Genomic DNA, 25,195 nt, shown 5'->3' with positions numbered 1-25,195 from the left:
AAGGGTCAGACCCGGCGGAGCAGGCCGACGCGGTCGTAGACCTGCGCGAGGGTCGCGTCGGCCACGGCATCCGCGCGTCCGGCGTTGTCCGCCAGGATGCGGTCGAGCTCGGCCGGATCGTCGAGGAGCTCGAGCGCGCGGGTGCGCACCGGTTCGAACTCCGACACGACGACCTCCGCGAGGCCCTTCTTGAAGTTGCCGTAGCCGCGTCCGGCGTATTCGTCTTCGATCGACGCGACCTGGCGGCCGGAGAGGGCCGCGTAGATCGTGAGCAGGTTCGAGACGCCGGGCTTGCTCTCACGGTCGAAGCGCACGGAGCCCTCGTTGTCGGTCACCGCGCGCATGATCTTCTTCGCGGACTTGGCCGGATCGTCGAGCATCCACAGCACGCCGGCGTCGCTCTCGGCCGACTTCGACATCTTCGACGTCGGGTTCTGCAGGTCGTAGATGCGCGCGGTGTCCTTCTGGATCACCGGCATCGGCACCGTGAACGTCTCGCCGAAGCGCGAGTTGAAGCGCTCCGCGAGGTCGCGGGTGAGCTCGACATGCTGCTTCTGGTCGTCGCCCACGGGCACCACATCGGTCTGGTACAGCAGGATGTCGGCGGCCATCAGCACCGGATACGTGAACAGTCCGACGCTCGTGGCGTCCTGTCCGTACCGCGCCGACTTGTCCTTGAACTGCGTCATGCGCCCGGCCTCGCCGAAGCCGGTGATGGTGCTGAGGATCCAGGCGAGTTCGGCGTGCGCCCGCACGTGCGACTGCACATACAGGGTCGACTGCGAGGGCTCGATGCCGGCGGCGATGTACTGCGCGGCAGTGCGGCGCGTCTTCTCGCGCAGCACCGCGGGGTCCTGAGCGACCGTGAGGGCATGCAGGTCGACGACCGAGAAGAACGCGTCGTACGAACTCTGCAGATCACGCCACTGGAGGAGCGCCCCGATGTAGTTGCCGATCTGGAGGGAGTCGGCGGAGGGCTGCATTCCTGAGTAGAGGCGAGGCTTGGTCACGCGTTCAATCCTATGGGGCGGGGGAAGCCGCCGGTGCCGGGTCAGTAGGTGTAGTCGACGACGACCGGAGCGTGGTCGCTCCAGCGCTGGTCGTACGCGGCGGCGCGGGCAACGTGGTAGCCGGTGGCACGCTCGGCGAGTGCAGGCGTCGCGAGGTGGTAGTCGATGCGCCACCCGGAATCGTTGTCGAACGCCTGTCCGCGCATCGACCACCAGGTGTAGGGCCCCTCGACCTCTCCGTGGAAGCGGCGGCCGACATCGACCCAGCCGAGCCCGGTGCCGACCGTGCCGTCGACACCCGTCACCTCGGTGCCGGCTGCGCCGAGGAAGCGATCGAAGTAGGCGCGTTCACGGGGGAGGAACCCGGCCTTCTTGCGGTTGCCGCGCCAGTTCTTGATGTCGAGCTCGCGGTGGCCGACGTTGAGGTCGCCGGTCACCAGGGCGAGCGCATCGTCGGCGCCGAGTTCGCTCAGGCGCGGACCGAAGGCATCGAGGAACTTCCACTTCTCGTCCTGCTTCGGGGTGTCTGCCTCGCCGGAGTGCACGTAGGCGCTGACCACGGTGAGCGGACGGTCGCCGAGCAGGAAGTCGGCCTCGATCCACCGGCCCTTCGAGTCGAAGTCCTCGGCGCCGAACGCCGTGCGGGAAGCGAGCGCCGGAACGCGGCTGGCGATCGCGACGCCGGCGCGGCCCTTGGCGGTCGCCTCGTCGTGCACGAACGACCAGCCGGGCAGGGCGGCTGCGAGATGCTCGTCCTGACCGCGGACCTCCTGGAGCGTCAGGACGTCGACGTCGGCGGCGTCGAGCCATCCGCTCATGCCGTTGCGGGCGGCCGCCCGGATCCCGTTGACATTGACCGAGGCGATACGCAGATGAGGCATGTGATCCAGCCTACGGGCGGGGTCGGACATTGCCTGTCGTCACCGCGTCCGCCTCGGCGTCCGCCCGCGCATCCGTCAGCCTCTGCTGCGCGGCCTTCAGCGCGCGTCGTGCGGCCGGTCGCCGGTACCAGGGCGCCGTGTCGACGGCCTCCTGCGCTCGGCGCACCTGCACGCGGGCGGCGAGCAGGAGCGCCTGCTTCTCGGCCCGACGCGCCGTCTCCTCGTCCTCGCGCTCGAGCGGCTGATCCTTGTCCTCGGCCGCCACCGCGATCCACGAGGCCGCCATCAGCACCACGATCGCCAGCCAGCGGCACCAGAGCAGCAGACCGATGATCACGGTGAAGGAGGCGAGCAGTGGATTGCTGGGCACGTGCGAGAGCAGCAATCCGGCACCGAGCTGCAGCACGACCATCGCGCCTCCGCCGAGCATCGCACCGGGCCAGATGAATCGCCAGTGCAGATGCGTACCCGTCAGGAAGCGCACCAGCATCGCCAGCGCGGTCGCATCGAGCGCGAAGGCCACGACGACCGAGACGGTCTGCGCGCCGAACGAGAAGAACCAGGTGCCGGTGCTCCAATCGAAGAGCAGGAAGATCTGCTCCAGCGCCCAGACGCTCAGGGAGATGAGCACCGCGCCGACGAGCATGGCCCCGCCGAAGACGATCGCCGCGAAGAAGTCGCGCACCTTGAGCAACCAGTACGGGCGCGCATCGAACGGCAGCCCGAAGAGGTCGCGCACCGCGCGCCGGGTGAAGGTCACCGCGCTCACCGCCGTCCACAGCGCCACGCCGACGGCGATCGCTCCGGTGATGCCCAGAATACCCGTGGAGTCCTGAGCGATCTGGGTGACGTCCTCGACCGAGAACAGGCCGCCCTCCGGGGCGATCAGCCCCGGGATGTACGTGTTGACCAGGCGCACGAGGGCTTCGATCGCGAGGCTGCTCGCTCCGAGCCAGAGACCCGCGCCCGCGAAGCCGACGTACAGCAGCGCGAAGAGGGCGAAGAGCACGTAGTAGCTCATCCCCGCCGACAGCAGGAAGCCGTTGCTGAACGCGAAGTTGCGCCAGACCCGCACCGGGAAGGCGGCGAGGGTGCGGTCCTTCAGCTCCGTCACACGCTCGATGGGTGCCTCGAGCCGCGCGCGGAGGGGACGGGGAGCGGACATGCCCTCCACATTATCGATCGGTGACAACGGGCCGAAACGCGAGAACGGGCGGCTCCCCGAGGGAGCCGCCCGTTCTCGAACGAATGCCGGATGCAGGTCAGGGGCGTCCGCGCAGCACGGCCTGCTTGACCTCGGCGATCGCCTTCGTGACCTCGATGCCACGGGGGCAGGCCTCGGAGCAGTTGAAGGTCGTGCGGCAGCGCCAGACGCCCTCCTTGTCGTTGAGGATGTCGAGACGCACGGCGGCGTTGTCGTCGCGCGAGTCGAAGATGAAGCGGTGCGCGTTGACGATCGCCGCCGGGCCGAAGTACTGACCGTCGGTCCAGAAGACGGGGCACGACGAGGTGCACGCCGCGCACAGGATGCACTTGGTGGTGTCGTCGAAGATCTCGCGGTCGGCGATCGACTGGGTGCGCTCCTTGCCCTTCTCGGGAACGGAACTCGCGACGAGGAACGGCTGCACCTCGCGGTAGGAGGCGAAGAACGGCTCCATGTCGACCACGAGGTCCTTCTCGAGGGGAAGTCCCTTGATGGCCTCGACGTAGATCGGCTTCGAGATGTCGAGGTCCTTGATCAGCGTCTTGCAGGCGAGGCGGTTGCGACCGTTGATGCGCATGGCATCCGATCCGCAGATGCCGTGCGCGCAGGAGCGACGGAAGGTCAGCGAGCCGTCGACCTCCCACTTGATCTTGTGGAGCGCGTCGAGCACGCGGTCGGTGGAGTAGAGCTCCACGTCGTAGTCGACCCAGTGCGGCTCTGAGTCGACCTCGGGGTCGAAGCGGCGGATGTTGAAGGTGACGATGAAGGACTGGATCCCGGTCTCTTCGGTCGTGTCTGCGGGGGCCTCGGCGATGGCGTTCGACATGCTCAGTACTTCCTCTCCATCGGCGGGTAGTTCAACTCGCCCTGCTCGTTCTTGGTGAAGACGACGGGCTTCCAGTCGAGCTTGATGTGGTCGCCCGGGTCGGACGAGTGCGCGTCTCCGGTGAGGTACGCCATCGTGTGCTGCATGTAGTTCTCGTCGTCGCGCTTGGGGAAGTCGTCGCGCATGTGGCCGCCGCGGCTCTCCTCGCGGTTCTGCGCGGCGTAGACGACGACCTCGGCGATGTCGAGCAGGAAGCCCAATTCGACGGCCTCGAGGAGGTCGGTGTTGAAGCGGTGGCCCTTGTCGTCGACGTGCACGTTCTTGTAGCGCTCGCGCAGCTCGGCGATGACGCCCAGCACGTGCTGGAGCGACTCGTGCGTACGGAAGACCTGTGCACCCTTGTCCATCTCGTCCTGCAGCGTCTTGCGCAGCACGGCGATGCGCTCGGTGCCCTGGTTGTTGCGCAGACCCTCGAGCATGTCGGAGACGAATCCGGCCGGGTTCTCCGGGAGCGGCACGAACTCGGCCGTCTTGACGTACTCGACCGCGTTGCGGCCGGAGCGCTTGCCGAACACGTTGATGTCGAGCAGCGAGTTGGTGCCGAGACGGTTGGCGCCGTGCACCGAGACGCACGCGCACTCGCCGGCCGCGTAGAGACCCGGGACGATCGTGTCGTTGTCGGCGAGCACCTCGCCGTTGTTGTTCGTGGGGATGCCGCCCATCGCGTAGTGCGCGGTCGGCATCACGGGCACCGGCTCGACGACCGGGTCGACACCCAGGTACGTGCGGGCGAACTCGGTGATGTCGGGGAGCTTGGTCTCGAGGACCTCGGCACCCAGGTGCGTGCAGTCCAGCAGCACGTAGTCCTTATGGGGACCGGCGCCGCGGCCCTCCGCGACCTCCTGCACCATGCAGCGCGCGACGATGTCGCGGGGAGCGAGGTCCTTGATGGTCGGCGCGTAGCGCTCCATGAAACGCTCGCCCGAGGCGTTGCGCAGGATCGCTCCCTCACCGCGGGCACCCTCGGTGAGCAGGATGCCGAGGCCGGCGAGACCGGTCGGGTGGAACTGGAAGAACTCGAGGTCCTCGAGCGGGAGGCCCTTGCGCCAGACGATCCCGACGCCGTCACCCGTGAGGGTGTGCGCGTTGGAGGTGGTCTTGAAGATCTTGCCGAATCCGCCGGTGGCGAAGATCACGGCCTTCGCCTGGAAGACGTGGAGCTCACCGGTGGAGAGGTCGTAGGCGACGACGCCGGAGACCTGCGTCTTGCCGGCGGCATCCTTCACCGTCAGCAGGTCGAGCACGTAGAACTCGTTGAAGAAGTTGATGCCGAGCTTGACGCAGTTCTGGAACAGCGTCTGCAGGATCATGTGGCCGGTACGGTCGGCCGCGTAGCAGGCGCGGCGCACCGGCGTCTTGCCGTGCTCGGCCGTGTGACCGCCGAAGCGCCGCTGGTCGATCTTGCCCTCGGGCGTGCGGTTGAAGGGGAGGCCCATGTTCTCGAGGTCGATGACCGCGTCGATGGCCTCCTTCGCGAGGATCTCCGCCGCGTCCTGGTCGACGAGGTAGTCGCCGCCCTTGACCGTGTCGAAGGTGTGCCACTCCCAGGAGTCCTCCTCGACGTTGGCGAGCGCCGCGGCCATGCCGCCCTGCGCCGCGCCCGTGTGCGAGCGGGTCGGGTACAGCTTCGAGATCACCGCGGTCTTCGCACCGGGGCCCGCCTCGATCGCCGCGCGCATGCCGGCGCCGCCGGCGCCCACGATGACGATGTCGAACTGGTGGTAGTGCACGCCGTCACGGACGACGGAATCCTGCGTCTCGGTAGTCACTTCTCGTATGCCTTCTTCTTTAGTTGCCCAGCGACTGGCACGAATCCCACAGCGTGCTCGACTCGGTCACGCCCAAGCAGGGGTCGAACGTGAACACGACGAGCGTGCCGAGCAGGATCAGCAGTCCGGCGGCGAGGCCGAGTGCCCAGATGAGCGCCTTGCGGGCGGTGTTGTTCGTGACGTAGTCGTTCACGATCGTGCGCATGCCGTTCGCGCCGTGGATCAGCGCGAGCCACAGCATCAGCACGTCCCACCACTGCCAGAACGGGGTCGCGAACTTGCCGGCGATGAACGCGAAGTCCAGGGCGTGGATGCCCTCGCCGACCATGAGGTTGATGAAGAGGTGGCCGAAGATCAGCACGACGAGCACGATGCCCGAGGCGCGCATGAAGATCCAGCCCCACTTCTCGAGGTTGAATCCGCGGCGGCGACGGGCCGGCGGTGCGATGGTCTGCGAGGACATCAGTGTCCACCCCCCGTGAATCCGGCGAACGCGAGCATGAGGTGTCGCGGCACGAAACCGGCCATGATGATGCCCCACACCAGCAGCACGCCCCAGAAGAGCTGTCGCTGGTACTTCGCGCCCTTCGACCAGAAGTCGACGGCGATGATGCGCAGTCCGTTCATCGCGTGGAACACGATGCCCGCGACCAGGACGACCTCGCCGATCGCCATGATCGGGTTCTTGTAGGTGCCGATGACGGCGTTGTACGCCTCGGGTGAGACCCTGATCAGCGCCGTGTCGAGCACGTGCACCAACAGGAAGAAGAAGATGGCGACTCCGGTGATGCGGTGAAGCACCCACGACCACATGCCTTCGCGACCCCGGTAGAGGGTGCCGCGGGGGGTCTTGGACGTGGTTTCCGAAATCGACGGTGTCAAGCGAGCGCTCGTGGACACGGTCGTCCTCCCTGGATCGATGTGCGTCGGTCGCATGCCGCCAGGCACGCCCGATCGGTGTCCATCCTATTCCCGTCTTCCAGCGGGGGGCGACGAAGGGGAACCTAACTCCGGCCGGTCTTGAGGCGTTCTTGAGCAGCACCGGGAGTCTGCGATCGCCCCGGGATACCCTGGCGGCATGACGCAACCGATCGAAGACTTCTACGCCGTGATCCCCGCGGGCGGAATCGGCAGCCGGTTGTGGCCGCTGTCTCGGGCGGATGCGCCGAAGTTCCTGCACGACCTCACCGGATCGGGTCACTCGCTGCTGCGCGACACCTGGGATCGGCTCGTCCCCCTCGCGGGCCCCGATCGCATCGCAGTCGTCACCGGTCGCGCCCACCGAGCCGCGGTCGAGGAGCAGCTGCCCGGCATCGCCGATCTCAACGTCTTCCTCGAATCCGAGCCGCGCGAGTCCGCTGCCGCGATCGGCCTCGCCGCCGCCATCCTCCACCGCCGCGACCCCGACGTGATCATCGGGTCGTTCAGCGCCGATCACGTCATCCGCGGTACGCGCGTGTTCGAGTTCGCGGTGCGGGATGCCGTGGAGGTCGCTCGCGAGGGCTACATCTGCACCATCGGCATCTCGCCCACGGAGCCGGCCGTCGGCTTCGGCTACATCAAGATGGGCGCCGAGCTCGTGGTCGACGGCGCGCGCGAAGCGGCGCTCGTCGACACCTTCGTCGAGAAGCCGGACCTCGAGACGGCGAAGGGATATCTCGCCGACCGCGGTTATCTGTGGAACGCGGGGATGTTCATCGCGAAGGCGAGCGTGCTGCTCGACGAGCTCGCAGCGAACGAGCCCGAGCTGCACGCGGGACTGCAGGAGTTGGCCGAGGCCTGGGACGACCGCGAGGCCCGCGGTCCCGCGGTCGATCGGATCTGGCCGCGTCTGAAGAAGATCGCCATCGACTACGCCGTGGCCGAGCCGGCCGCGCGACGCGGGCGCCTCGCCGTGGTCCCGGGCCACTTCGACTGGGACGACGTGGGGGACTTCGCCTCGCTCACGAAGCTCATCACGAACGGACGCAAGAACGATCTCGCGGTCCTCGGGCCGCACGCCCGAGTGCTCTCGGATGCCGCGACCGGAATCCTCGTGAGTCAGACCTCACGGGTGATCAGCCTGGTGGGCGTTCAGGACATCGTGGTGGTCGATACGCCCGATGCGCTGCTGGTCACGACGGTCGAGCACGCGCAGCGGGTGAAGGGCGTCGTGGAGTCGCTCAAACTCACGGGACGGGGCGATGTGCTCTGATGAGCAGCGCATCGTGCTCATCGGCGCTCCAGGTTTCGAGTTTGTAAAGATTCACCGGAGCGAGGGCCGCCGGTATACGAAAAGGGTGAAACAGTAGGTAACTTTGATCGATCCGCGAGGGACGCGGTTCCGTTCAGGGAGGCACTGAGTTGACCATCTCCACCACCAAGAAGCTTCTCGGCGCGACCGTCGCCGCGAGCGTCATCTTCGCTCTCGCCGGCTGTGGCCAGGCACCGGCCGAATCGGGCGGCGACGCGGGCGGCGACACCCCCGACTTCCTGCCCTGCATCGTCTCCGACATGGGCGGCTTCGACGACAAGTCGTTCAACCAGCTCTCGTTCGAGGGCGCCACGAAGGCCGCCGATGAGCTCGGCGTCAAGCTGAAGGACGTCCAGTCCAACGCCGAGACCGAGTACGGTCCCAACATCACGAACCTCGTCGACGAGGGCTGCAACGCGATCGTCGCCGTGGGCTTCGCCCTCTCGGCCGCCACGGTCGAGGCCGCCACCGCCAACGAGGACGTCGACTTCATCCTCGTCGACGACGCCGCCGACAACGACTTCGACGGAACCAAGGACGCGGACAACATCAAGCCGCTCCTCTACGACACCGCCCAGGCCGCCTTCCTCGCGGGCTACCTGTCGGCCGGCTACTCGAAGACCGGCAAGGTCGGCACCTTCGGTGGCATGGAGTTCCCGACCGTCACCATCTTCATGGACGGCTTCAAGCAGGGCGTCGACCACTACAACGAGGTCAAGGGCACCGACGTCCAGGTCGTCGGTTGGGACGGCAAGACCGGCTCGTTCACGGGTGGCTTCGAGGCCAACCAGGACGCCAAGCAGGTCGCCGTCAACGTTCTCGACCAGGACGTCGACGTCATCTTCCCCGTCGGCGGCCCGATCTACCAGTCGGCGCAGCAGGCCATCAAGGAGTCCGGTAAGGACGTCGCGCTGATCGGCGCCGACGCCGACCTGTTCGAGACCGACCCGAGCACGGAGGACGTCGTGCTCACCTCGGTCCTCAAGGCCATGGACCTCTCGACCTACGAGGCCGTCCTCGCCAGCGGCAAGGGCGAGTTCGACCCGGAGACCTACATCGGCACGCTGGAGAACGAGGGCGTCGGCATCGCCGACCTCCACAACTTCGCCGACAAGGTCGACGCCGGCCTGCAGGACGAGGTCACCCAGCTGCAGCAGGACATCATCGACGGCACCGTCACCGTCAACTCCTACCTGAGCGAGTGATTCACTGAGAACGGGGAGGCCGACGCTCGTCGGCCTCCCCGTTCCGTCCTGTCGGGAGGCATTCCCGACGCTCCGGTCTGCTGAATAGGATCGAATACATGAAGCTTGAACTGCGCGGCATCACGAAGAGATTCGGGGCGCTGACAGCCAACGACCACATCGATCTCACCGTCGAAGAGGGTGAGATCCACTGTCTTCTCGGAGAGAACGGCGCCGGGAAGTCGACGCTGATGAACGTTCTCTACGGCCTCTACCAAGCCGACGAGGGAGACATCCTGCTGGACGACGTCGTCCAGCACTTCGACGGACCCGGCGACGCCATGGCGGCCGGCATCGGCATGGTGCACCAGCACTTCATGCTGATCCCCGTCTTCACCGTCGCCGAGAACGTCATGCTCGGCCATGAGCAGACCCGATTCGGAGGTCGTCTCGACCTCGCGGCCGCTCGCGCGAAGGTGCGCGAGATCTCGGACCGCTTCGGATTCGCCGTCGACCCCGACGCGCTCGTCGAAGACCTCCCGGTCGGCGTGCAGCAGCGCGTCGAGATCATCAAGGCGCTGTCGCGCGAGGCGAAGGTGCTCGTGTTCGACGAGCCGACCGCCGTGCTCACCCCGCAGGAGACCGACGAGCTGATGGCGACGATGCGCCAGCTCAAGTCGCAGGGCACCTCGATCGTCTTCATCACCCACAAGCTCCGCGAGGTCCGTGAGGTCGCCGATCGCATCACCGTGATCCGTCTCGGCAAGGTCGTCGGCGAGGCATCGCCCACGGCCTCGAACGAGGAACTCGCCTCGCTCATGGTCGGCCGCGCGGTCGAGCTCACCGTCCACAAGGACGCCCCGACGCTGCGCGAGAACGGTCTCAGCGTGCAGGGCCTCACCGTCACCGACCGCTCCGGCATCGTCCTCGTCGACGACGCGAGCTTCGAGGTGCACGGGGGAGAGGTCCTCGCGATCGCCGGTGTGCAGGGCAACGGTCAGACCGAGCTCACCGAGGCGATCCTCGGCCTGCAGGACCACGTGCGCGGAAGCATCCGTCTCGACGGCGACGAGCTCGTCGGACGCAGCGTGCGGCAGATCCTCGACGCGGGTGTGGGCTTCGTGCCCGAGGACCGCAGCGTCGACGGTCTCGTCAAGGAGTTCTCGATCTCGGAGAACCTCATGCTCGACCGGTCGTTCGGCGGGGAGTTCGTCTCCGCCGGAACGGTGCGCCGTGGCGCTCTCGACGAATTCGCCCGCGCCAAGATCGCCGAGTTCGACATCCGTACGCAGGGACCGGCGCAGGCCGCCGGCCGTCTGTCGGGCGGTAACCAGCAGAAGGTCGTCCTCGCCCGCGAGCTCAGCCGCGACCTCGCGCTGTTCGTCGCCGCGCAGCCGACCCGTGGAGTCGACGTCGGATCGATCGAGTTCATCCACAAGCGCATCATCGACACGCGCGATGCCGGTGTTCCGGTGATCGTGATCTCGACCGAGCTCGACGAGGTCGCCGCCCTCGCCGACCGGATCCTCGTGATGTACCGCGGCCGCGTCGTCGGCATCGTGCCCGGCAACACCCCCCGCGATCAGCTCGGTCTGATGATGGCGGGCATGAACGGAGAGAGCGCATGAGCGTCGTAGAGACAAAGGGACCGCTCGCCGAGCCGGAGACCGTCGTGGCCCCCTCGCGGTGGCGCGTCGCGTTCCAGCAGATCGTCTCGGGCAACGCGATCATCTCGGTGCTCGCCGTCCTGATCGCGGTCGTCGTCGGCTCGATCATGATCGCGGCGACGAACGAAGAGGTGCAGGAGACGGCGGGGTACTTCTTCGCCCGTCCCGGTGACATGATCGCCGCCGTCTGGCAGGCCGTCAGCGGTGCGTACGCCGCGCTGTTCCGCGGCGCGATCTACAACTTCAACGCCGACGACTTCGCCACCGGCATCCGTCCGCTGACCGAGACGCTCAAGTTCGCGACGCCGCTGATCGCGGCCGGACTCGGTGTCGGCCTCGCGTTCCGCGCCGGGCTGTTCAACATCGGTGGTCAGGGACAGATGCTCATGGCGGCCGCGGCCGGCGGATACGTCGCGACGCAGATCGACATGCCGTTCCCGCTGCACCTGATCGCCGCCGTCATCGCCGGTATGGTCGCCGCAGCCCTGTGGGCCGGTATCGCCGGGATCCTCAAGGCGCGCACGGGCGCGCACGAGGTGATCACGACGATCATGCTCAACCACATCGCCTTCTACCTGCTGGCCTGGATGCTGGCGACGCAGGGCATCCTGCAGGCGCCGGGATCGAGCAACCCGAAGACGGCTCCGATGCCCGACTCGGCCGTGCTCCCGCTGCTGCTCGGTGACACCTACAAACTGCACTGGGGCTTCCTGGTGGCTCTGGCCGCCGTCGCCTTCACGTGGTGGCTGCTCGAGCGTTCGTCGCTCGGTTTCCGCTTCCGCGCGGTGGGGGAGAACCCCGCGGCGGCCCGGGTCGCGGGTATCGACGTCGGCAAGATGTACTTCGTCGTCATGCTGATCGCCGGTGCGCTGGTGGGTATCGCCGGCATCAGCCAGATCCTCGGCACCGAGACCAGCGGTTTCGGCGGTTCGATCGACGCGGGCATCGGCTTCGACGCCATCACGGTCGCTCTGCTCGGGCGCTCCTCGCCGATCGGCATCCTCGGCGCCGGACTCCTCTTCGGGGCGTTCAAGACCGGTGGTTTCACGATGCAGTCCTCGCAGGGCATCCCGATCGAGATCGTGCTCGTCGTGCAGTCGCTGATCGTGCTCTTCATCGCCGCGCCCCCGCTGGTGCGCGCGATGTTCGGTCTCCCGCAGCCCGGGCGTCCCTCACGCAAGAAGACCCGAGCGGCCAAGAAGTCGCAGAAGCAGGAGGTGTCGGCATGAGCGCCGTCACGAATGCCGCCGTCGCGATCGAGGAGCCGCGCGCCGTCGCCGTCGCCTCGTGGAAGGCGCCGATCATCTTCGGGATCTTCACGGTCCTGTTCGCCCTCCTGCCGTTGCTCGCCCCGCGCGACGGGGAGACGACCTTCCGGCTGGCCTCGGCCGACGCGTTCTTCGCGATCCCGGACGTGATCCTGCCCGCGAACGCGACCGCCTGGGTCGCCGTCGTGGTGCTCGCCGCGGTCACCGTCTTCGCGTTCGTGCGGGCATCCGCTCGTCGCAGCATCCCGCTGTGGTTGGTGATCGTCTACGTCGCGGCCCTCCTGCTGGGCTTCCTGGCCTGGGCCGCCGCCGGTGAGACGCTGCGCATGATCAGCCTGCTCGGAGGAGCGCTGGCCCTGGCCACGCCCCTGATCTTCGGCGCCCTGGGCGGCGTGATCGGTGAGCGCGCCGGTGTCGTGAACATCGCGATCGAGGCGCAGCTGCTGGCGGGTGCCTTCTCGGCGGCGATCGCCTCGTCGATCACCGGTTCGCCGTGGGCGGGTCTGGTCGCCGCGATGGGGGCGGGCATGCTCGTCTCGCTCGTGCTCGGCGTCTTCACGATCACGTACTACGTCGACCAGGTCATCGTCGGTGTCGTGCTCAACGTGCTGGTGATCGGTCTCACGACCTTCCTCTTCCGCGTGGTGCTCGCCCCGAACACCGAGACCCTCAACAGCCCGGCCACGTTCGACACCGTGTCGATCCCCGTGCTGAGCGAGATCCCGGTCATCGGCCCGATCCTGTTCCGCCAGTCGTTCATCGTCTACCTGATGTTCTTCGTGGTCGCGCTCGTCTGGTTCGGTCTGTATCGCACCCGGTGGGGTCTGCGCCTGCGCGCGGTCGGCGAGCACCCGCAGGCGGCCGACACGGTCGGCATCAAGGTTCTGGCGACCCGCTACCGGGCGATCCTGCTCGCCGGTGCCGTCGCCGGCATGGGCGGCGCGTTCTACACGCTCGTCTCGGTGCCGCGCTTCAACCAGGAGATGACGGCGGGCGCGGGCTTCATCGCCCTCGCCGCGGTGATCTTCGGCAAGTGGGACCCGATCAAGGCCACCCTCGCGGCGCTGCTGTTCGGCTTCGCCACCAACCTGCAGGGCGTGCTCAGCGTCATCGGATCCCCGGTGCCGAGCCAGTTCATGCTCATGCTGCCGTACGTCGTGACGATCTTCGCGGTCGCCGGCCTCGTCGGGAAGTCGCGGGCCCCCGCGGCCGACGGCGAACCGTACATCAAGTCCTAGGAGAGACATGACAGACATCGACTGGGACGAGCTGCGTCAGGTCGCCACCTCCGCCATGGAGAAGGCCTACGCCCCCTACTCGCGCTACCGCGTGGGGGCTGCGGCACTGGTGGGAGACGGGCGCATCGTCGCCGGCTGCAACGTCGAGAACGCGTCGTACGGCGTCACCCTGTGCGCCGAGTGCGCTCTCGTCGGCGATCTGCACATGTCCGGCGGCGGCCAGCTCGTCGCCTTCGTGTGCGTGAACAACGACGGGCAGACGATCATGCCGTGCGGCCGCTGCCGTCAGCTGCTGTTCGAGCACGCGATGCCCGGAATGCTGCTCGAGACCGTCTCCGGCATCCGCACGATCGACGAAGTACTGCCGGACGCGTTCGGCCCCCGCGACCTGGAGGACGCACGATGAGCACGGTGGAGCCCTACGACGCGGTCGACGTCATCCGCGCGAAGCGCGATGGCGGAGCCGTTCCGGAACCCGCCCTGCGATGGATGGTCGACGCGTACACGCGCGGCTACGTGTCGGACGCGCAGATGGCCTCGTTCGCGATGGCGATCTTCCAGCGCGGCATGGAGCGCGACGAGATCCGTGTGCTCACCGACGCGATGATCGCGTCGGGGGAGCGGATGAGCTTCGCCGCCCTCGGCAAGAAGACGGTCGACAAGCACTCCACGGGCGGCGTGGGCGACAAGATCACGCTACCGCTCGCTCCGCTGGTCGCGGCGTTCGGGGTGGCGGTGCCGCAGCTCAGCGGCCGCGGCCTGGGCCACACGGGCGGCACGCTCGACAAGCTCGAGTCGATCCCCGGCTGGCGCGCGGCGCTCAGCAACGAGGAGATGTTCGCCCAGATGCAGGGCGACGTCGGTGCGGTGATCTGCGCGGCGGGTTCCGGTCTCGCCCCCGCCGACAAGAAGCTCTACGCGCTGCGCGACGTGACCGGCACGGTCGAGGCGATCCCGCTGATCGCGTCGAGCATCATGTCGAAGAAGATCGCGGAGGGCACGGACGCCCTCGTGCTCGACGTCAAGTTCGGGTCGGGCGCCTTCATGCAGGACATCGATCGTGCGCGCGAGCTCGCTCGCACGATGGTCGCGCTCGGCACCGATTCGGGCGTCGCGACGACGGCCCTGCTCACCGACATGAACGTGCCCCTCGGCTTCGCGATCGGCAATGCCAACGAGGTCCGCGAGTCGGTCGAGATCCTGGCCGGCGCAGGTCCCGCCGACGTCCGCGAGCTCACGATCGCGCTCGCCCGCGAGATGCTCGCGCTGGCCGGTCAGCCGGATGCCGATGTGGAGGCGGCTCTCGACGACGGGCGCGCGATGGATCAGTGGAAGGCGATGATCCGCGCGCAGGACGGCGACCCGGATGCCGCGCTTCCGGTCGCCCGCGAGACCCACGTCGTCACGGCGCCCGCCGACGGCGTCATCAGCCGCATGGACGCCCTGCCCTTCGGCATCGCGGCCTGGCGTCTCGGCGCCGGCCGTGCGCGCGCCGAGGATCCCGTGATCTTCGAGGCGGGGATCGACCTGCACGCGAAGCCCGGCGACCGCGTCGTCGCCGGACAGCCGCTGTTCACGCTCTCGGCGGCCGACGAGGCGCGCTTCCCGCGCGCGATCGAGGCGCTCGAGGGAGCGTGGGAGATCGGAGCGGATGCGCCCGCGCGCGGACCGATCGTGCGCGAACGCATCACGGCCTGACCTCCGGCCCGCTACCCTGAACACGGCGGTCACCACCGCCACACTTTTCTGCGACTGGAGGATCCCCATGGCGATCGATGCGAACGGCGACGTCAAGATCCAGGGGATCTCCCTGCGGAGTCTGCCGAAGGTGTCGCTGCACGACCATCTCGACGGCGCGCTGCGTCCGGCGACGATCGTCGAGCTGGCGGATGCCGCGGGCATCGAGCTGCCGCAGAGCGATGCACGCTCGCTCGGGCGCTGGTTCGCGAAGCAGAGCGATTCGGGCTCGCTGGTCGAGTACCTGAAGACGTTCGACCTCACGATCGCGGTCATGCAGACGCCGGAGGCGTTGACCCGGGTGGCCCGGGAGTTCGTGCAGGACCTGGCGAAGGACGGCGTGATCTACGGCGAGGTGCGCTGGGCGCCCGAGCAGCACCTGGCGGGCGGCCTCAGCCTCGAGCAGGTCGTAGAGGCCGTGCAGCAGGGGATCGAGGAGGGCGAGGACGCCGCGGACGCCGCGGGGCACAGCATCCGCGTCGGCCAGCTGCTGTCGGCGATGCGCCAGCACGATCGCGCCCGCGAGATCGCGGAACTCGCGGTCGACTTCCGCGGCCGCGGCGTCGTGGGCTTCGACACCGCGGGCCCCGAGGACGGCTTCCCGTCGTCGAACTATCGCGAGGCCTTCGACTACCTCGCCGACAACTTCTTCCCCGTGACGGTGCACGCCGGCGAGGCGGCCGGACTCGACTCGATCCGCTCCGCCCTGCTCGACGGACGTGCTCTGCGGCTCGGGCACGGCGTGCGCATCGCCGAGGATCTCGAGGTCATCACGCGCGAGGGCGATGAGGTGCAGGTGCAGTTCGGCGAGGTGGCGCGCTGGGTGCGCGACCGCGAGATCCCGCTCGAACTGTCGCCGTCGTCGAACCTGCAGACCGGGGCGGTCGCCGCCTGGGGCTCGGAGCTCGCCGATCACCCGTTCGATCTGCTCTACCAGCTCGGCTTCGCCGTCACCGTGAACGTCGACAACCGCACCATGAGCGCGACCTCGCTCACCCGTGAGCTCGCCCTTCTCGTCGAGGCGTTCGAGTACGACCTCGACGATCTCGAGACCTTCCAGTTCAACGCCGCGGCCGCGACGTTCCTCCCGGTCGAGGAGCGCGAAGAGCTCGTGGAGATGATCGCCGAAGGCTTCGACGCCTGACCATGACGACTCGGGGGAGCCGTTCGCGGGCACGGCGCAGACGCCGGGGGATCTGGATCGGCGCGGTCGTCGCCGTGGCGGTCGTGGCGGGTGGTGCCGCTGCCGCCTTCACGTGGATGAATCGCGAGCCGGAGCCTGTCCCGCGCGTCGAGGCGACGCCGATCGAGCGCCCGCTGACCGCGGCGCAGCAGCTCGTCGCCGACTCCGGTGATCCGAACGGGTGCGCCGTGTCGTTCACGGGCGAGGGCATCGCGCTCGACATGCAGGTGCAGTCGCAGGGCGCGCTCTACCAGTACCTGCCGATCCCGGCGCAGGATGGTCGCGTGTTCGCCGGGTGGTACGCCACGGCCGACGACGCGGCGGCCCAGAACGTCGCGGCGCGCGTCAACGGGGCGGACGCGGTCGTCTGCACGGATGCCGAGGTCGAGCTGTTCGGCGCGTGGACGACGCCCGAGGCGAACACGGCGGCCGATGTGCAGGTGCCGATCCTCATGTACCACCAGTTCACCCCGAACCCCGAGGGGGAGTCCGGGTGGCTGCGCGGCAACTACGCCTACATCGGCGACTTCGACGCGCAGATGAACCACATCGCGACGACCGGGTTCTACCTGCCCACGTGGGACGAGCTGAGCGCGTTCATCGACGGCCGGCTGTCGCTACCCGCGCGCTCCGTCATCATCACCGATGACGACGCCGACCAGACGTGGTTCGACCTCGCCGTGCCGGTCGTCGACAAGTACAAGCTGCTCTCGACGTCGTTCATGATCACCGCCTACCGGCAGGACCCGCCGCCGTCGCCGTACGTGCTGCGCCGCTCGCACACGCACGACATGCACCAGGCCGGTGCCAACGGTCGGGGCCGGATGGAGAACTGGACCGCCGACGAGATCGCCGCCGACCTCAACACCTCCGGCGACGTGCTGGGCGTGCGCGAGGTCATCGCCTACCCGTTCGGGCACTACAACGACACGGCGAAGCAGGGCGTGACGCAGGCCGGCTTCGAGATGGCGCGCACCATCGAGCCGGGTTACGTCGAGATCGGCACCGACAAGCTGGCGCTGCCGGTCGTGCGCATCGACTACGGCATGGGCCTCGAGTCGCTGATCTCGCGGATCGGCTGAACTCCGCGCTCAGCCCGCGGCGGCCAGCGCGTCCTCGGAGAGGAACGCACCGAGGAGTTCGGTGACCGTGGCGTGCATCTCTTCGTCCGAGATCGACGGCGTGCCGTCGCCGGCCTGCGGGCCGTAGTCCCCGAACGAGGCGTGCGAGGCGCCGTCGATCTCGACGAGGTCGGCATCGGCGGGCAGGTTTCCGCGCGCATCCGAGATCTTCGCCGGCGTCGAGAGGCCGTCCTCGGAGCCGGCGAGGCTGAGCACCGCGAGATCGGTGCCGGATAGATCGTTGGCGCAGTACGAGCCGAAGAGCACGAGCGCATCGGCATCCGCCGCGAGCTGGCAGGCGCGCACGCCGCCCAGGGAGTGGCCGCCCACGGCCCACACGTCGACGTCGGGCGCGGCGGAGGTGAAGGAGTCGAGGGGGCGCGGGTCGAAGAAGGCGAGGTTCAGCCAGGGACGCGTGATCACGACCGTGACCCCCTCCTCGGCGACGCCCTGCAGGATCGCGGCGTACGCCCAGGGGTCGACCTTCGCGCCGGGCACGAAGACGAGACCGATCTCGGAATCCCCGTCGGCGGGCGCCAGGACGATGCCCTGCTCCGCGTCGTCGACCGTGATCGCGGGGTTCTCGCGCACGGCGGCGAGGGGGGCCTTCTCCGCCCCCATCACACCGATCTGGCTCCAGGCGACGATGCCGCCGGCGCCGAGGAGGACGAGGATCAGGATGCTCCACAACGTCCACTTCAGGACGCGCCGGCCACGCTTCTTCTGCACCTCTCCAGGGTACGCGCGATGCCTGGGAGAGCACCGCTCACGCGGGTTGCGCGAGAGCCTGCTGCTCCCGCCGGATAGCGCCGCGGTAGGCATCCTTGTTGACGTAGTAGGCCATGCGGTCGAGGCCCAGGTAGTGATACCCGCCGGTGAGGTCGGGCCAGGCGGAATCGGTCACCCTCGCGCGGAACCGCGCCGCGCGGGCCGGGTCCCGCTCCGCCGCGTCGAGATACGTGGCGAGGAGCTCCGCCTGCTCGTAGCGGCCCTGCCAGCCGATCCCGGATGCCTCGATCATGCCCATCACGAACAGCCCGTTGAACGACGGCGGGAACACGTGCAGGAAGAGCCGGGGGGAGGCGCCGCGCCAGTTCAGGTGCGCGGGGTCGACGAACGGATAATCGAGTCGGTAGCCGGTCGCGAGGAGCACCAGGTCGTACTCGCCGGACGATCCGTCGCGGAAGTGCACGGTCGAGCCGTCGAAGCGGTCGACGTCGGGCCGGACGCGCAGATCGCCCTGGCCGAGGTGATTGAGCACCATGGTGTTCACGATCGGGTGCGACTCGTAGATGCGGTAGTCGGGCTTCGGGAAGCCGAACCGCACGGGGTCGCCGGTGAAGGCGCGCAGCACGCGGGAGTCGAGGGCCTGCTTGAGCCGGGCGGGCAGCGGACGGCCCTGGTTCAGGGTGTCGCTCGGGCGACCGAAGAGGTAGCGCGGAACGAAGTAGTAGCCGCGACGCACGCTCATGTCGATCGCGTCGGCGTGGTGCACGGCATCCACTGCGATGTCGCAGCCCGAATTGCCGGCGCCGATGATGAGCACCCGGCGTCCCGCGAGCTGCGCGGGGGAGGAGTAGGCGCTCGTGTGCAGCACCTCGCCGGTGAAGTCGCCCGGGAAGGTGGGGACGTTCGGCTCGGCGAGCGTGCCGTTCGCGAGCACGACGCCGGCGTATCGGTGCGTGTGCTCGCCGTCCGGGCCGACGCTCGTCAGGTCCCAACCGCCGTCGTCGCGGGGGTCGAGCCCGGTGACGCGCGTGTCGAAGCGGAAGAGCTCGGTCAGACCGAAGTGATCGGCGTACTCCCGGAAGTACTCGAGCAGCGCCGCGTGCCCCGGATAGTCGACCGTCGATCGCATCGGGAACTCGCGGAACTCGGTCGTCGTGCGCGACGAGATGAGGTGCGCCGACTCGTACATCGTGCTGCGCGGATTGGAGATGTCCCAGAGGCCGCCGACGCCGTGCGAGGCCTCGTAGCCAACGACGGGGATGCCGCGCTTCCGCAGAGCGCGGACGGCGGCCAGGCCCGACGGTCCCGCGCCGATCACGGCATAGGTGTCCATGTTGCCCCCGCACGTCCGTGTACCGAAAACGCCCCCGCACCCCGATCGTATCGGGGTGCGGGGGCGTCCGCGATCGATGGATCAGGCGGCGCGGAGAGCGTCCTGTCGGGCGGCCACGACCGCCTCGACGGCGACGAAGAGCGGATGCTGCGGCTCCAGCCCCGTCGTGCGCGTCGTGAACGTCTGCGCGTCCAGCGTGCCGAGCAGCTGGCGCAGCTCGACGGCCTGGGTGTCCTCGGCATCCTCGAACTCGAGGGTCGCGGCGATGGCCGCCACGAGCGCGTCCGTCGACAGGCCGTGCTCGGCGGCGGCGGCGGCAGGTCCGATGAACCGCTCGTGCCGCGAGATCTTGCGCAGCGGCTGGCGTCCGACGCGCTGCACGGTGTCGACGAGCGCCGGATTGCGGAAGCGCTCGAGGATGGTCGCGCGGTACTCGGTCAGATCGGCCGGGTCGAGCCCGTGGGTCGCGGCAAGCACCGCCGAGGTCTCCTCGAGGGCCGCGCCGACCGCCGCGGCGATCTGCGGATCGGCGAGGGCGTCGGAGATCCGGTCGATGCCGGCGCGGGCGCCGAAGTACGCGGTGGCCGCGTGACCGGTGTTGACGGTGAACAGCTTGCGCTCGATGTACGGGGCGAGGTCGTCGACGAAGTGCGCGCCGGGGATGCTCGGCAGCGATCCGCCGAACGGCCCCTGCTCGATCGTCCACTCGAAGTACGGCTCGACCGTGACGTCGACTCCCGCACCCTCGGGCTGGGCCGGCACGATGCGGTCGACGGCCGTGTTCGCGAACACGGCCTTCGCGAGCAGCTCGCGCGCGTCGGCGCCCGCGGCGCTCTCGATCTCGGCGCGGAGCAGATCGGTCGCGCCGATCGCGTTCTCGCACGCCATGATCACCAGCGGCGCGGCGTCGGGGGAGCGGCGGGTGAGACCCGCGACGATCGTCGGCGCGATGAAGCGCAGGACGGTCGGGCCGACCGCGCAGGTCACGACGTCGGCCGTGGCGACCTCGTCGGCCGCGGCATCCGGATCGGTCTTGCTGTTGACGGCCCGGAACCCGGTCACGGTGCGGTCGACGCCCCCCGGCCCGACCTCGTGCACCGTGTACGCGTCGACGGCGTTGATCGCATCGACGAGCGCATCCGCCACATCGGAGAAGACGACCTCGTAGCCGCCCTCGTGGAGCAGGAGGCCCACGAACCCGCGGCCGATGTTGCCGGCGCCGAACTGGACGGCCTTCATCCCTCGTTCACCGCCGAGAGCAGGGCGAAGAGCTCGTCGGGGGTCTGCGCCGCCGTCAGCTTCGCGACGTCGTCCTCGTCGGAGAACAGGATCGCGATCTGCGAGAGGATCTCGAGGTGCTCGTCCCCGCGTCCGGCGATGCCGATCACGAACGTCGCCGGCTCGCCCGCCCAGTCCACGCCGCCGTCGTAGCGCACGACGGAGAGGGCCGAGGCGAGGATCGCGTCCTTGGTCTCGTTGGTGCCGTGCGGGATCGCGAGACCGTTGCCCATGAAGGTCGAGACCGTCTCCTCGCGCTGACGCATCGCGTCGACGTAGGCCGGGGTCACGGCGCCCACCGAGACCAGGATGTCGGTCGCCTCCTGCAGGGCCTCCTCCTGCGTCGCCGATCCCGGGTGGATCCGGATCTGGTCGAGGGTGAGAACGCTCATGATGTTTCCTTTCTGAGAATGGTCCGGTGGGCGGATGCCGCAGCATCCGCCCACCGGGGTGTGTCACGCGTCGGTGTCGCGCTGGGCGCGCACCATCTCGACGACCTCTTCATACTTCGGGGAATTCATGAAGTTGTCGACCGATACGTGCAGGGAGTTCGGCGACTGGGCCTTCGCGCGATCGGTCAGCTGCTGCTGCGTGATCACGAGATCGGCCGTTCCGTCGAGGTTCGCGATCGCCTGGTTGGTGACCGTGACGCCCTCGACGCCCGCCTTCTTGAACTTGTTGCGCAGGACGCTCGCGCCCATGGCGGAGGAGCCCATACCGGCGTCGCACGCGAACACGACGTTCTCGATGCGGCGATCGGTCGCGACGGCCGTGCCACCGTCGGCTGCGCCGCTCGAGGTGCGCAGTGCGTCCATCGCGGCGGAGGACTTGCCCTTGTTGGCCTCGGTCTGTGCGATCGCGGCGCCGAAGGTGTCGCCCTCTGCCTCGAGGTCGCGCCTGCGGGAGGCCCGCAGGATGACGGCCGTGATGAGGAAGGTCACGGCCGCGGCGATGAGCACCGACAGGTAGACGACGACGAGGTTGCCGACGCCCGAGCCGATCGCTCCGGCGGTGACGGCGATGATGCTTCCCGGTGCGGCCGGGAAGCCGAGACCGCCGCCGAGGAGCATGTTCGTCGTGACACCGGCCGCGCCACCCGCGATGAGGGCGAGGATGGTGGTCGGCTTGCTGAGCGCGTACGGGAAGTAGATCTCGTGGATACCACCGAAGAACTGGATGACGGCCGCGCCCGGAGCCGAGGCCTTCGCCGCGCCGACACCGAAGAAGGTGAAGGCGAGCAGCAGACCGAGGCCGGGGCCGGGGTTCGCCTCGATGAGGAAGAGGATCGACTTGCCCGTTTCGGCGGCCTGCTCGATGCCGAGCGGGGTGAAGACGCCGTGGTTGATGGCGTTGTTGAGGAACAGCACCTTCGCCGGCTCGACGATGATCGAGACCAGGGGCAGCAGGTTGAGCGAGACGAGCCAGTCGACCGCCGCGCCGAGCACGGCGCTGATGCCGAGCATGACCGGGCCGAAGGCGAAGAAGCCGACGATCGCGAGGATCATGCCGAGGATTCCGGCCGAGAAGTTGTTGACGAGCATCTCGAAGCCGGGGCGGATCTTGCCGTCCCACAGCTTGTCCATCTGCTTCGTGATCCAGGCCGCGATCGGGCCCATGATCATCGCGCCGAGGAACATCGGGATGTTGGTTCCGACGATGACACCCATGGTGGCGATGGTCGCCACGACGCCACCGCGCTCGCCGTAGACCATGCGGCCCGCGGTGTTAGCGATGAGGAGCGGCAGAAGGTACGTGACCATCGGTCCGACCAGACCGACGTAGGCGAAGATGTTGCCGTCGGCGCCCTCGGCGACCGCCGTCATGGCCCCCTGCCATCCGATGACGGCGGAGTCTCCGCCGCCGCCGATGATCTCGGCCACCGGAGCCCAGTGCCAGCCGAAGGGGCTCTTGGCGCCGAAGAACCCGGCCGGGATGAACAGCATGGTGATGAAGCCCCACGCGATGAACGCCGCGATATTGGGCATGATCATGCCGGAGAGGAACGTGCCGAAACGCTGCACGCCCGTTCGGAGCCCGTTCGCCTTCGCGGGGGCTGGTGACGTCGTCGTCATGATGTCGTCTCTTTCTGGTGAGGAGGGAGGGCCGTGGATGCTTCCACCACGGCCAGGCGTGCACCGGCGGCGTCGTCCGCCGCCAGTGCGAGCTCGGCGAGGTTACGGGCCTCGTCGAGCGTGCGTTCGGAGAGCGCGTGGCGGACGTCCGCCAGCGCTGCGGGAGCCATCGAGAGGCTCGTGGCGCCGAGGCCCACGAGCACGATGGCGAGGAGGGGATCGGCGGCGGCCTCGCCGCAGATGCCGACGGGCTTGCCGAGACGAGAACCTGCGGCCCCGACCTCGCGCACGAGGCGCAGGACCGCGGGGTGCCAGGGGTCCTGGAAGCTCGCGACCGATCCGAGCAGGCGATCGGCCGCCATCGTGTACTGCGTCAGGTCGTTGGTGCCGATCGAGGCGAAGTCCGCGTGCGCGAGCACCCGGTCGGCGAGCAGCGCGCTCGCCGGAACCTCGACCATGACGCCGGCGGTCTTCAGCCCGTATTCGCGGGCGAGGCCGGTGAAGTACGCGGTCTCCTCGACGGTCGTGACCATCGGCGCCATGACCCACAGGTCGGCGGAGGTGGCGGCATCCGCCTCGGCGAGGGCCGTGAGCTGCTCGCGCAGGATGTCCTCGCTCGCGCGCAGGGAACGCAGGCCCCGGAGCCCGAGTGCCGGGTTCTCCTCGTGGGCGTCGTTGAGGAAGGCGACGGGCTTGTCGGCGCCCGCGTCGAGCATGCGCACGACGACCTTCTTGCCCGGGAAGGCGGCGAGCAGCTCGCGATACGACTCGCGCTGCTGCGCGATCGTGGGCGCCTGCGTGGCCGAGAGGAACAGGAACTCGGTGCGGAAGAGCCCCACGCCCTCGGCGCCGCGCTCGACGGCGTCCGCGGCATCCGCGGGCTTGCCGAGGTTCGCCAGCAGCGGGATCGCGGTGCCGTCGGCCAGCGCTCCCGGCGTCGCGGGTGCGGCGTCGGCGGAGGCGCGGTCCGCGGCGCGCTGGGCGGCGCGGTCGAGGGCGTCCTGTGCGGGATCGGCGGTGACGATTCCCGCCGCGGCGTCGACGATGACCGTCGTGCCGGTCGCGAGGGTCGCGGCCTCGGTCGCTCCGACGATCGCGACGATGCCCTTCTCACGCGCGAGGATCGCGGTGTGCGAGGTGGGGCCGCCATCGCTCGTGATGAGCGCGAGCACCTGGTCGAGATCGAGCAAGGCGGTGTCGGCGGGCGCGAGATCGCGCGCGACCAGGACGAACGGATGCCCCGGGTTCGGCACACCGGGCGCCTCGACGCCGCGCAGGCGGGCGAGCACCCGCTGGGCGATGTCGTCGAGGTCGGCGGCGCGTTCGCCGAGATAGCCGCCGACGGCCTCGAGCGTGGCCTTGAATCCCGCGAAAGCGTCGTGCACGGCCCACTCAGCGGTGGCGCCGGCGTCGATGCGCTCGTCGACCTCGTCCTGGAGCGTCGGGTCCTCGGCGATCATCGCCTGGGCTTCGAGCACCTCCTGGGCCGACCCGCCGGCCGCCTCGCCGCGGGCGGTGAGCTCCTGGGCGACGACCGCGACGGCCTCGCGCACGCGGGCTCGCTCCGCCTCGGCGCCGACGGTGCTGGGCGTCTGGTCGGGCGCGGGCAGCGCCTCGGTCATGCGCACGACCGGGCCCTGCGCGACGCCGAGCCCGATGCCGACTCCGCGCAGCTCGCTCATCAGGATTCCTGGTCGTGGTCGGTGGTCAGCAGTTCGGTGAGCGTGTCGAGCACACCCTCCGCGCTGTCGCCGTCGGCCGTGAGGGTGACGTAGTCGCCGTGCTCGATCGCGAGGGCGATGACCCCGAGGATGCTGGCCGCGTTGACGGCCTTGCCGGAGTCCTTGGCGATCGTGACGGGGATGCCCGCCTCCTTGGCGGCCTGCGCGAAGAGCTTCGCGGGGCGCGCGTGCAGTCCGTGGGAGGAGCCGATCCGAACGGTGCGTGAAACGGTCATGGTGTTCCTTTCGGGGTGGTCTCCGCGGCGAGCAGCGCGCGCACCAGGGCGAGCGTCCGTTCCCCGTCGCGGTCGGCGAAGATGTCGGCGGGCAGGAGGGCGACGGGAACCCCGGCGCTCGCGCGCAGGGCGTCCACCCGGTCCGCGAGGTGCGGGCCGACGAGGAGCGCATCCTGTGCGCCGGGGAAGACGGAGGACTCCACTCCGGCGACGGCATCCCATTCGAGACCCGCGTCGGATGCGGCGCGCCGCAGTCGCTGTGCGACGAACGTGCTCGACGCACCCGCGCCGCACACAATGAGGATCCTCATCGATTCCACCTTCCTGAGAACAGTCTGTGAAAGACCGGGGGTGGGGTGCCAACAGGATCCTTTCCGCCCCTGCGGAACCCCGCTTCCGGCCCCCGCTCCGGCCGCGGCCTGACATCATGGGAGGGCGGCGCACA

The 25,195-nt window shown here is 68.9% G+C and carries 24 protein-coding genes; 9 read left to right on the top strand and 15 right to left on the bottom strand.

Annotation, left to right across the window (positions count from 1 at the left end):
- Positions 1-5 precede the first annotated feature (5 nt).
- The 7 genes from trpS to sdhC all read right to left on the bottom strand — a co-directional run bounded on the left by trpS (position 6) and on the right by sdhC (position 6,563).
- Positions 6-983, bottom strand: coding sequence for a tryptophan--tRNA ligase (trpS, locus tag ACZ5Y9_RS12605; RefSeq protein WP_464472743.1), 978 nt, complete (start codon positions 981-983; stop codon positions 6-8).
- Between the two features lie 68 nt (positions 984-1,051).
- Entirely contained in the window at positions 1,052-1,891 is an 840-nt protein-coding gene (locus ACZ5Y9_RS12600) for an exodeoxyribonuclease III (protein WP_247634313.1), read from the bottom strand.
- A 10-nt stretch (positions 1,892-1,901) separates the two neighbouring features.
- Entirely contained in the window at positions 1,902-3,056 is a 1,155-nt protein-coding gene (locus ACZ5Y9_RS12595; protein WP_464471485.1) for a YihY/virulence factor BrkB family protein, read from the bottom strand.
- Positions 3,057-3,153: 97 nt separating this feature from the next.
- Positions 3,154-3,921, bottom strand: a complete 768-nt coding sequence (locus tag ACZ5Y9_RS12590; RefSeq protein WP_247624840.1) for a succinate dehydrogenase iron-sulfur subunit — start codon at positions 3,919-3,921, stop codon at positions 3,154-3,156.
- 2 nt (positions 3,922-3,923) lie between these two features.
- Complete coding sequence (gene sdhA / locus ACZ5Y9_RS12585; protein ID WP_247624839.1) at positions 3,924-5,750, bottom strand: succinate dehydrogenase flavoprotein subunit; 1,827 nt, start codon at positions 5,748-5,750, stop codon at positions 3,924-3,926.
- 19 nt (positions 5,751-5,769) lie between these two features.
- Positions 5,770-6,213, bottom strand: a complete 444-nt coding sequence (locus ACZ5Y9_RS12580; RefSeq protein WP_247624838.1) for a succinate dehydrogenase hydrophobic membrane anchor subunit — start codon at positions 6,211-6,213, stop codon at positions 5,770-5,772.
- Positions 6,213-6,563 (bottom strand): succinate dehydrogenase, cytochrome b556 subunit, encoded by a 351-nt coding sequence (gene sdhC / locus ACZ5Y9_RS12575; protein ID WP_407665553.1) that lies wholly within the window; start codon positions 6,561-6,563, stop codon positions 6,213-6,215. Before sdhC ends, ACZ5Y9_RS12580 begins: the two co-directional genes overlap by 1 nt.
- A 265-nt stretch (positions 6,564-6,828) precedes the next feature.
- Between sdhC and ACZ5Y9_RS12570 the strand changes: the two genes are divergently transcribed.
- From ACZ5Y9_RS12570 to ACZ5Y9_RS12530, 9 genes are all read left to right on the top strand, one after another.
- The gene (locus ACZ5Y9_RS12570) at positions 6,829-7,944 is read left to right on the top strand and encodes a mannose-1-phosphate guanylyltransferase (RefSeq protein ID WP_247624836.1); all 1,116 of its coding nucleotides are present in this window, start codon (positions 6,829-6,831) and stop codon (positions 7,942-7,944) included.
- Positions 7,945-8,093: 149 nt separating this feature from the next.
- Positions 8,094-9,188: a BMP family lipoprotein gene (locus tag ACZ5Y9_RS12565; protein ID WP_247624835.1), complete on the top strand. Its 1,095-nt coding sequence runs from the start codon at positions 8,094-8,096 to the stop codon at positions 9,186-9,188.
- Positions 9,189-9,286: 98 nt separating this feature from the next.
- Positions 9,287-10,795, top strand: a complete 1,509-nt coding sequence (locus ACZ5Y9_RS12560) for an ABC transporter ATP-binding protein (protein ID WP_464471484.1) — start codon at positions 9,287-9,289, stop codon at positions 10,793-10,795.
- Positions 10,792-12,063: an ABC transporter permease gene (locus tag ACZ5Y9_RS12555; RefSeq protein WP_404598470.1), complete on the top strand. Its 1,272-nt coding sequence runs from the start codon at positions 10,792-10,794 to the stop codon at positions 12,061-12,063. Before ACZ5Y9_RS12560 ends, ACZ5Y9_RS12555 begins: the two co-directional genes overlap by 4 nt.
- Positions 12,060-13,340 (top strand): ABC transporter permease, encoded by a 1,281-nt coding sequence (locus tag ACZ5Y9_RS12550; protein WP_247956569.1) that lies wholly within the window; start codon positions 12,060-12,062, stop codon positions 13,338-13,340. The genes ACZ5Y9_RS12555 and ACZ5Y9_RS12550 overlap by 4 nt, the downstream gene beginning before the upstream one ends.
- 7 nt (positions 13,341-13,347) lie before the next feature.
- Entirely contained in the window at positions 13,348-13,746 is a 399-nt protein-coding gene (locus ACZ5Y9_RS12545) for a cytidine deaminase (protein WP_247624831.1), read from the top strand.
- Positions 13,743-15,038 carry a thymidine phosphorylase gene (locus ACZ5Y9_RS12540; RefSeq protein ID WP_404598473.1) on the top strand — a complete coding sequence of 432 codons (1,296 nt, stop codon included), beginning with the start codon at positions 13,743-13,745 and terminating at the stop codon, positions 15,036-15,038. Before ACZ5Y9_RS12545 ends, ACZ5Y9_RS12540 begins: the two co-directional genes overlap by 4 nt.
- Before the next feature lie 67 nt (positions 15,039-15,105).
- Positions 15,106-16,221 (top strand): adenosine deaminase, encoded by a 1,116-nt coding sequence (locus ACZ5Y9_RS12535; protein ID WP_247624829.1) that lies wholly within the window; start codon positions 15,106-15,108, stop codon positions 16,219-16,221.
- Between the two features lie 2 nt (positions 16,222-16,223).
- Positions 16,224-17,342 (top strand): polysaccharide deacetylase family protein, encoded by a 1,119-nt coding sequence (locus ACZ5Y9_RS12530; RefSeq protein ID WP_247624828.1) that lies wholly within the window; start codon positions 16,224-16,226, stop codon positions 17,340-17,342.
- Positions 17,343-17,351: 9 nt separating this feature from the next.
- Here the strand turns inward: ACZ5Y9_RS12530 and ACZ5Y9_RS12525 are convergent, their stop codons facing one another.
- The 8 genes from ACZ5Y9_RS12525 to ACZ5Y9_RS12490 all read right to left on the bottom strand — a co-directional run bounded on the left by ACZ5Y9_RS12525 (position 17,352) and on the right by ACZ5Y9_RS12490 (position 25,061).
- The gene (locus tag ACZ5Y9_RS12525) at positions 17,352-18,110 is read right to left on the bottom strand and encodes an alpha/beta hydrolase (RefSeq protein WP_247624827.1); all 759 of its coding nucleotides are present in this window, start codon (positions 18,108-18,110) and stop codon (positions 17,352-17,354) included.
- Positions 18,111-18,147: 37 nt separating this feature from the next.
- Positions 18,148-19,443, bottom strand: coding sequence for a flavin-containing monooxygenase (locus ACZ5Y9_RS12520; protein WP_464471483.1), 1,296 nt, complete (start codon positions 19,441-19,443; stop codon positions 18,148-18,150).
- A gap of 81 nt (positions 19,444-19,524) precedes the next feature.
- Positions 19,525-20,682, bottom strand: coding sequence for a mannitol-1-phosphate 5-dehydrogenase (locus tag ACZ5Y9_RS12515; protein ID WP_464471482.1), 1,158 nt, complete (start codon positions 20,680-20,682; stop codon positions 19,525-19,527).
- Positions 20,679-21,113 carry a PTS sugar transporter subunit IIA gene (locus tag ACZ5Y9_RS12510; protein WP_247624824.1) on the bottom strand — a complete coding sequence of 145 codons (435 nt, stop codon included), beginning with the start codon at positions 21,111-21,113 and terminating at the stop codon, positions 20,679-20,681. The genes ACZ5Y9_RS12515 and ACZ5Y9_RS12510 overlap by 4 nt, the downstream gene beginning before the upstream one ends.
- A 63-nt stretch (positions 21,114-21,176) precedes the next feature.
- Positions 21,177-22,793 carry a PTS mannitol transporter subunit IIBC gene (locus ACZ5Y9_RS12505; protein ID WP_247624823.1) on the bottom strand — a complete coding sequence of 539 codons (1,617 nt, stop codon included), beginning with the start codon at positions 22,791-22,793 and terminating at the stop codon, positions 21,177-21,179.
- The gene (ptsP, locus tag ACZ5Y9_RS12500; RefSeq protein ID WP_464471481.1) at positions 22,790-24,475 is read right to left on the bottom strand and encodes a phosphoenolpyruvate--protein phosphotransferase; all 1,686 of its coding nucleotides are present in this window, start codon (positions 24,473-24,475) and stop codon (positions 22,790-22,792) included. The genes ACZ5Y9_RS12505 and ptsP overlap by 4 nt, the downstream gene beginning before the upstream one ends.
- Positions 24,475-24,750 (bottom strand): HPr family phosphocarrier protein, encoded by a 276-nt coding sequence (locus tag ACZ5Y9_RS12495; protein ID WP_247624821.1) that lies wholly within the window; start codon positions 24,748-24,750, stop codon positions 24,475-24,477. Before ACZ5Y9_RS12495 ends, ptsP begins: the two co-directional genes overlap by 1 nt.
- Complete coding sequence (locus ACZ5Y9_RS12490) at positions 24,747-25,061, bottom strand: PTS sugar transporter subunit IIB (RefSeq protein WP_247624820.1); 315 nt, start codon at positions 25,059-25,061, stop codon at positions 24,747-24,749. Before ACZ5Y9_RS12490 ends, ACZ5Y9_RS12495 begins: the two co-directional genes overlap by 4 nt.
- Positions 25,062-25,195: the final 134 nt, after the last annotated feature.

It is taken from the genome of Microbacterium sp. T3-8 (genome assembly GCF_055398145.1).
This window is presented reverse-complemented; position numbering and strand designations above follow the sequence as displayed.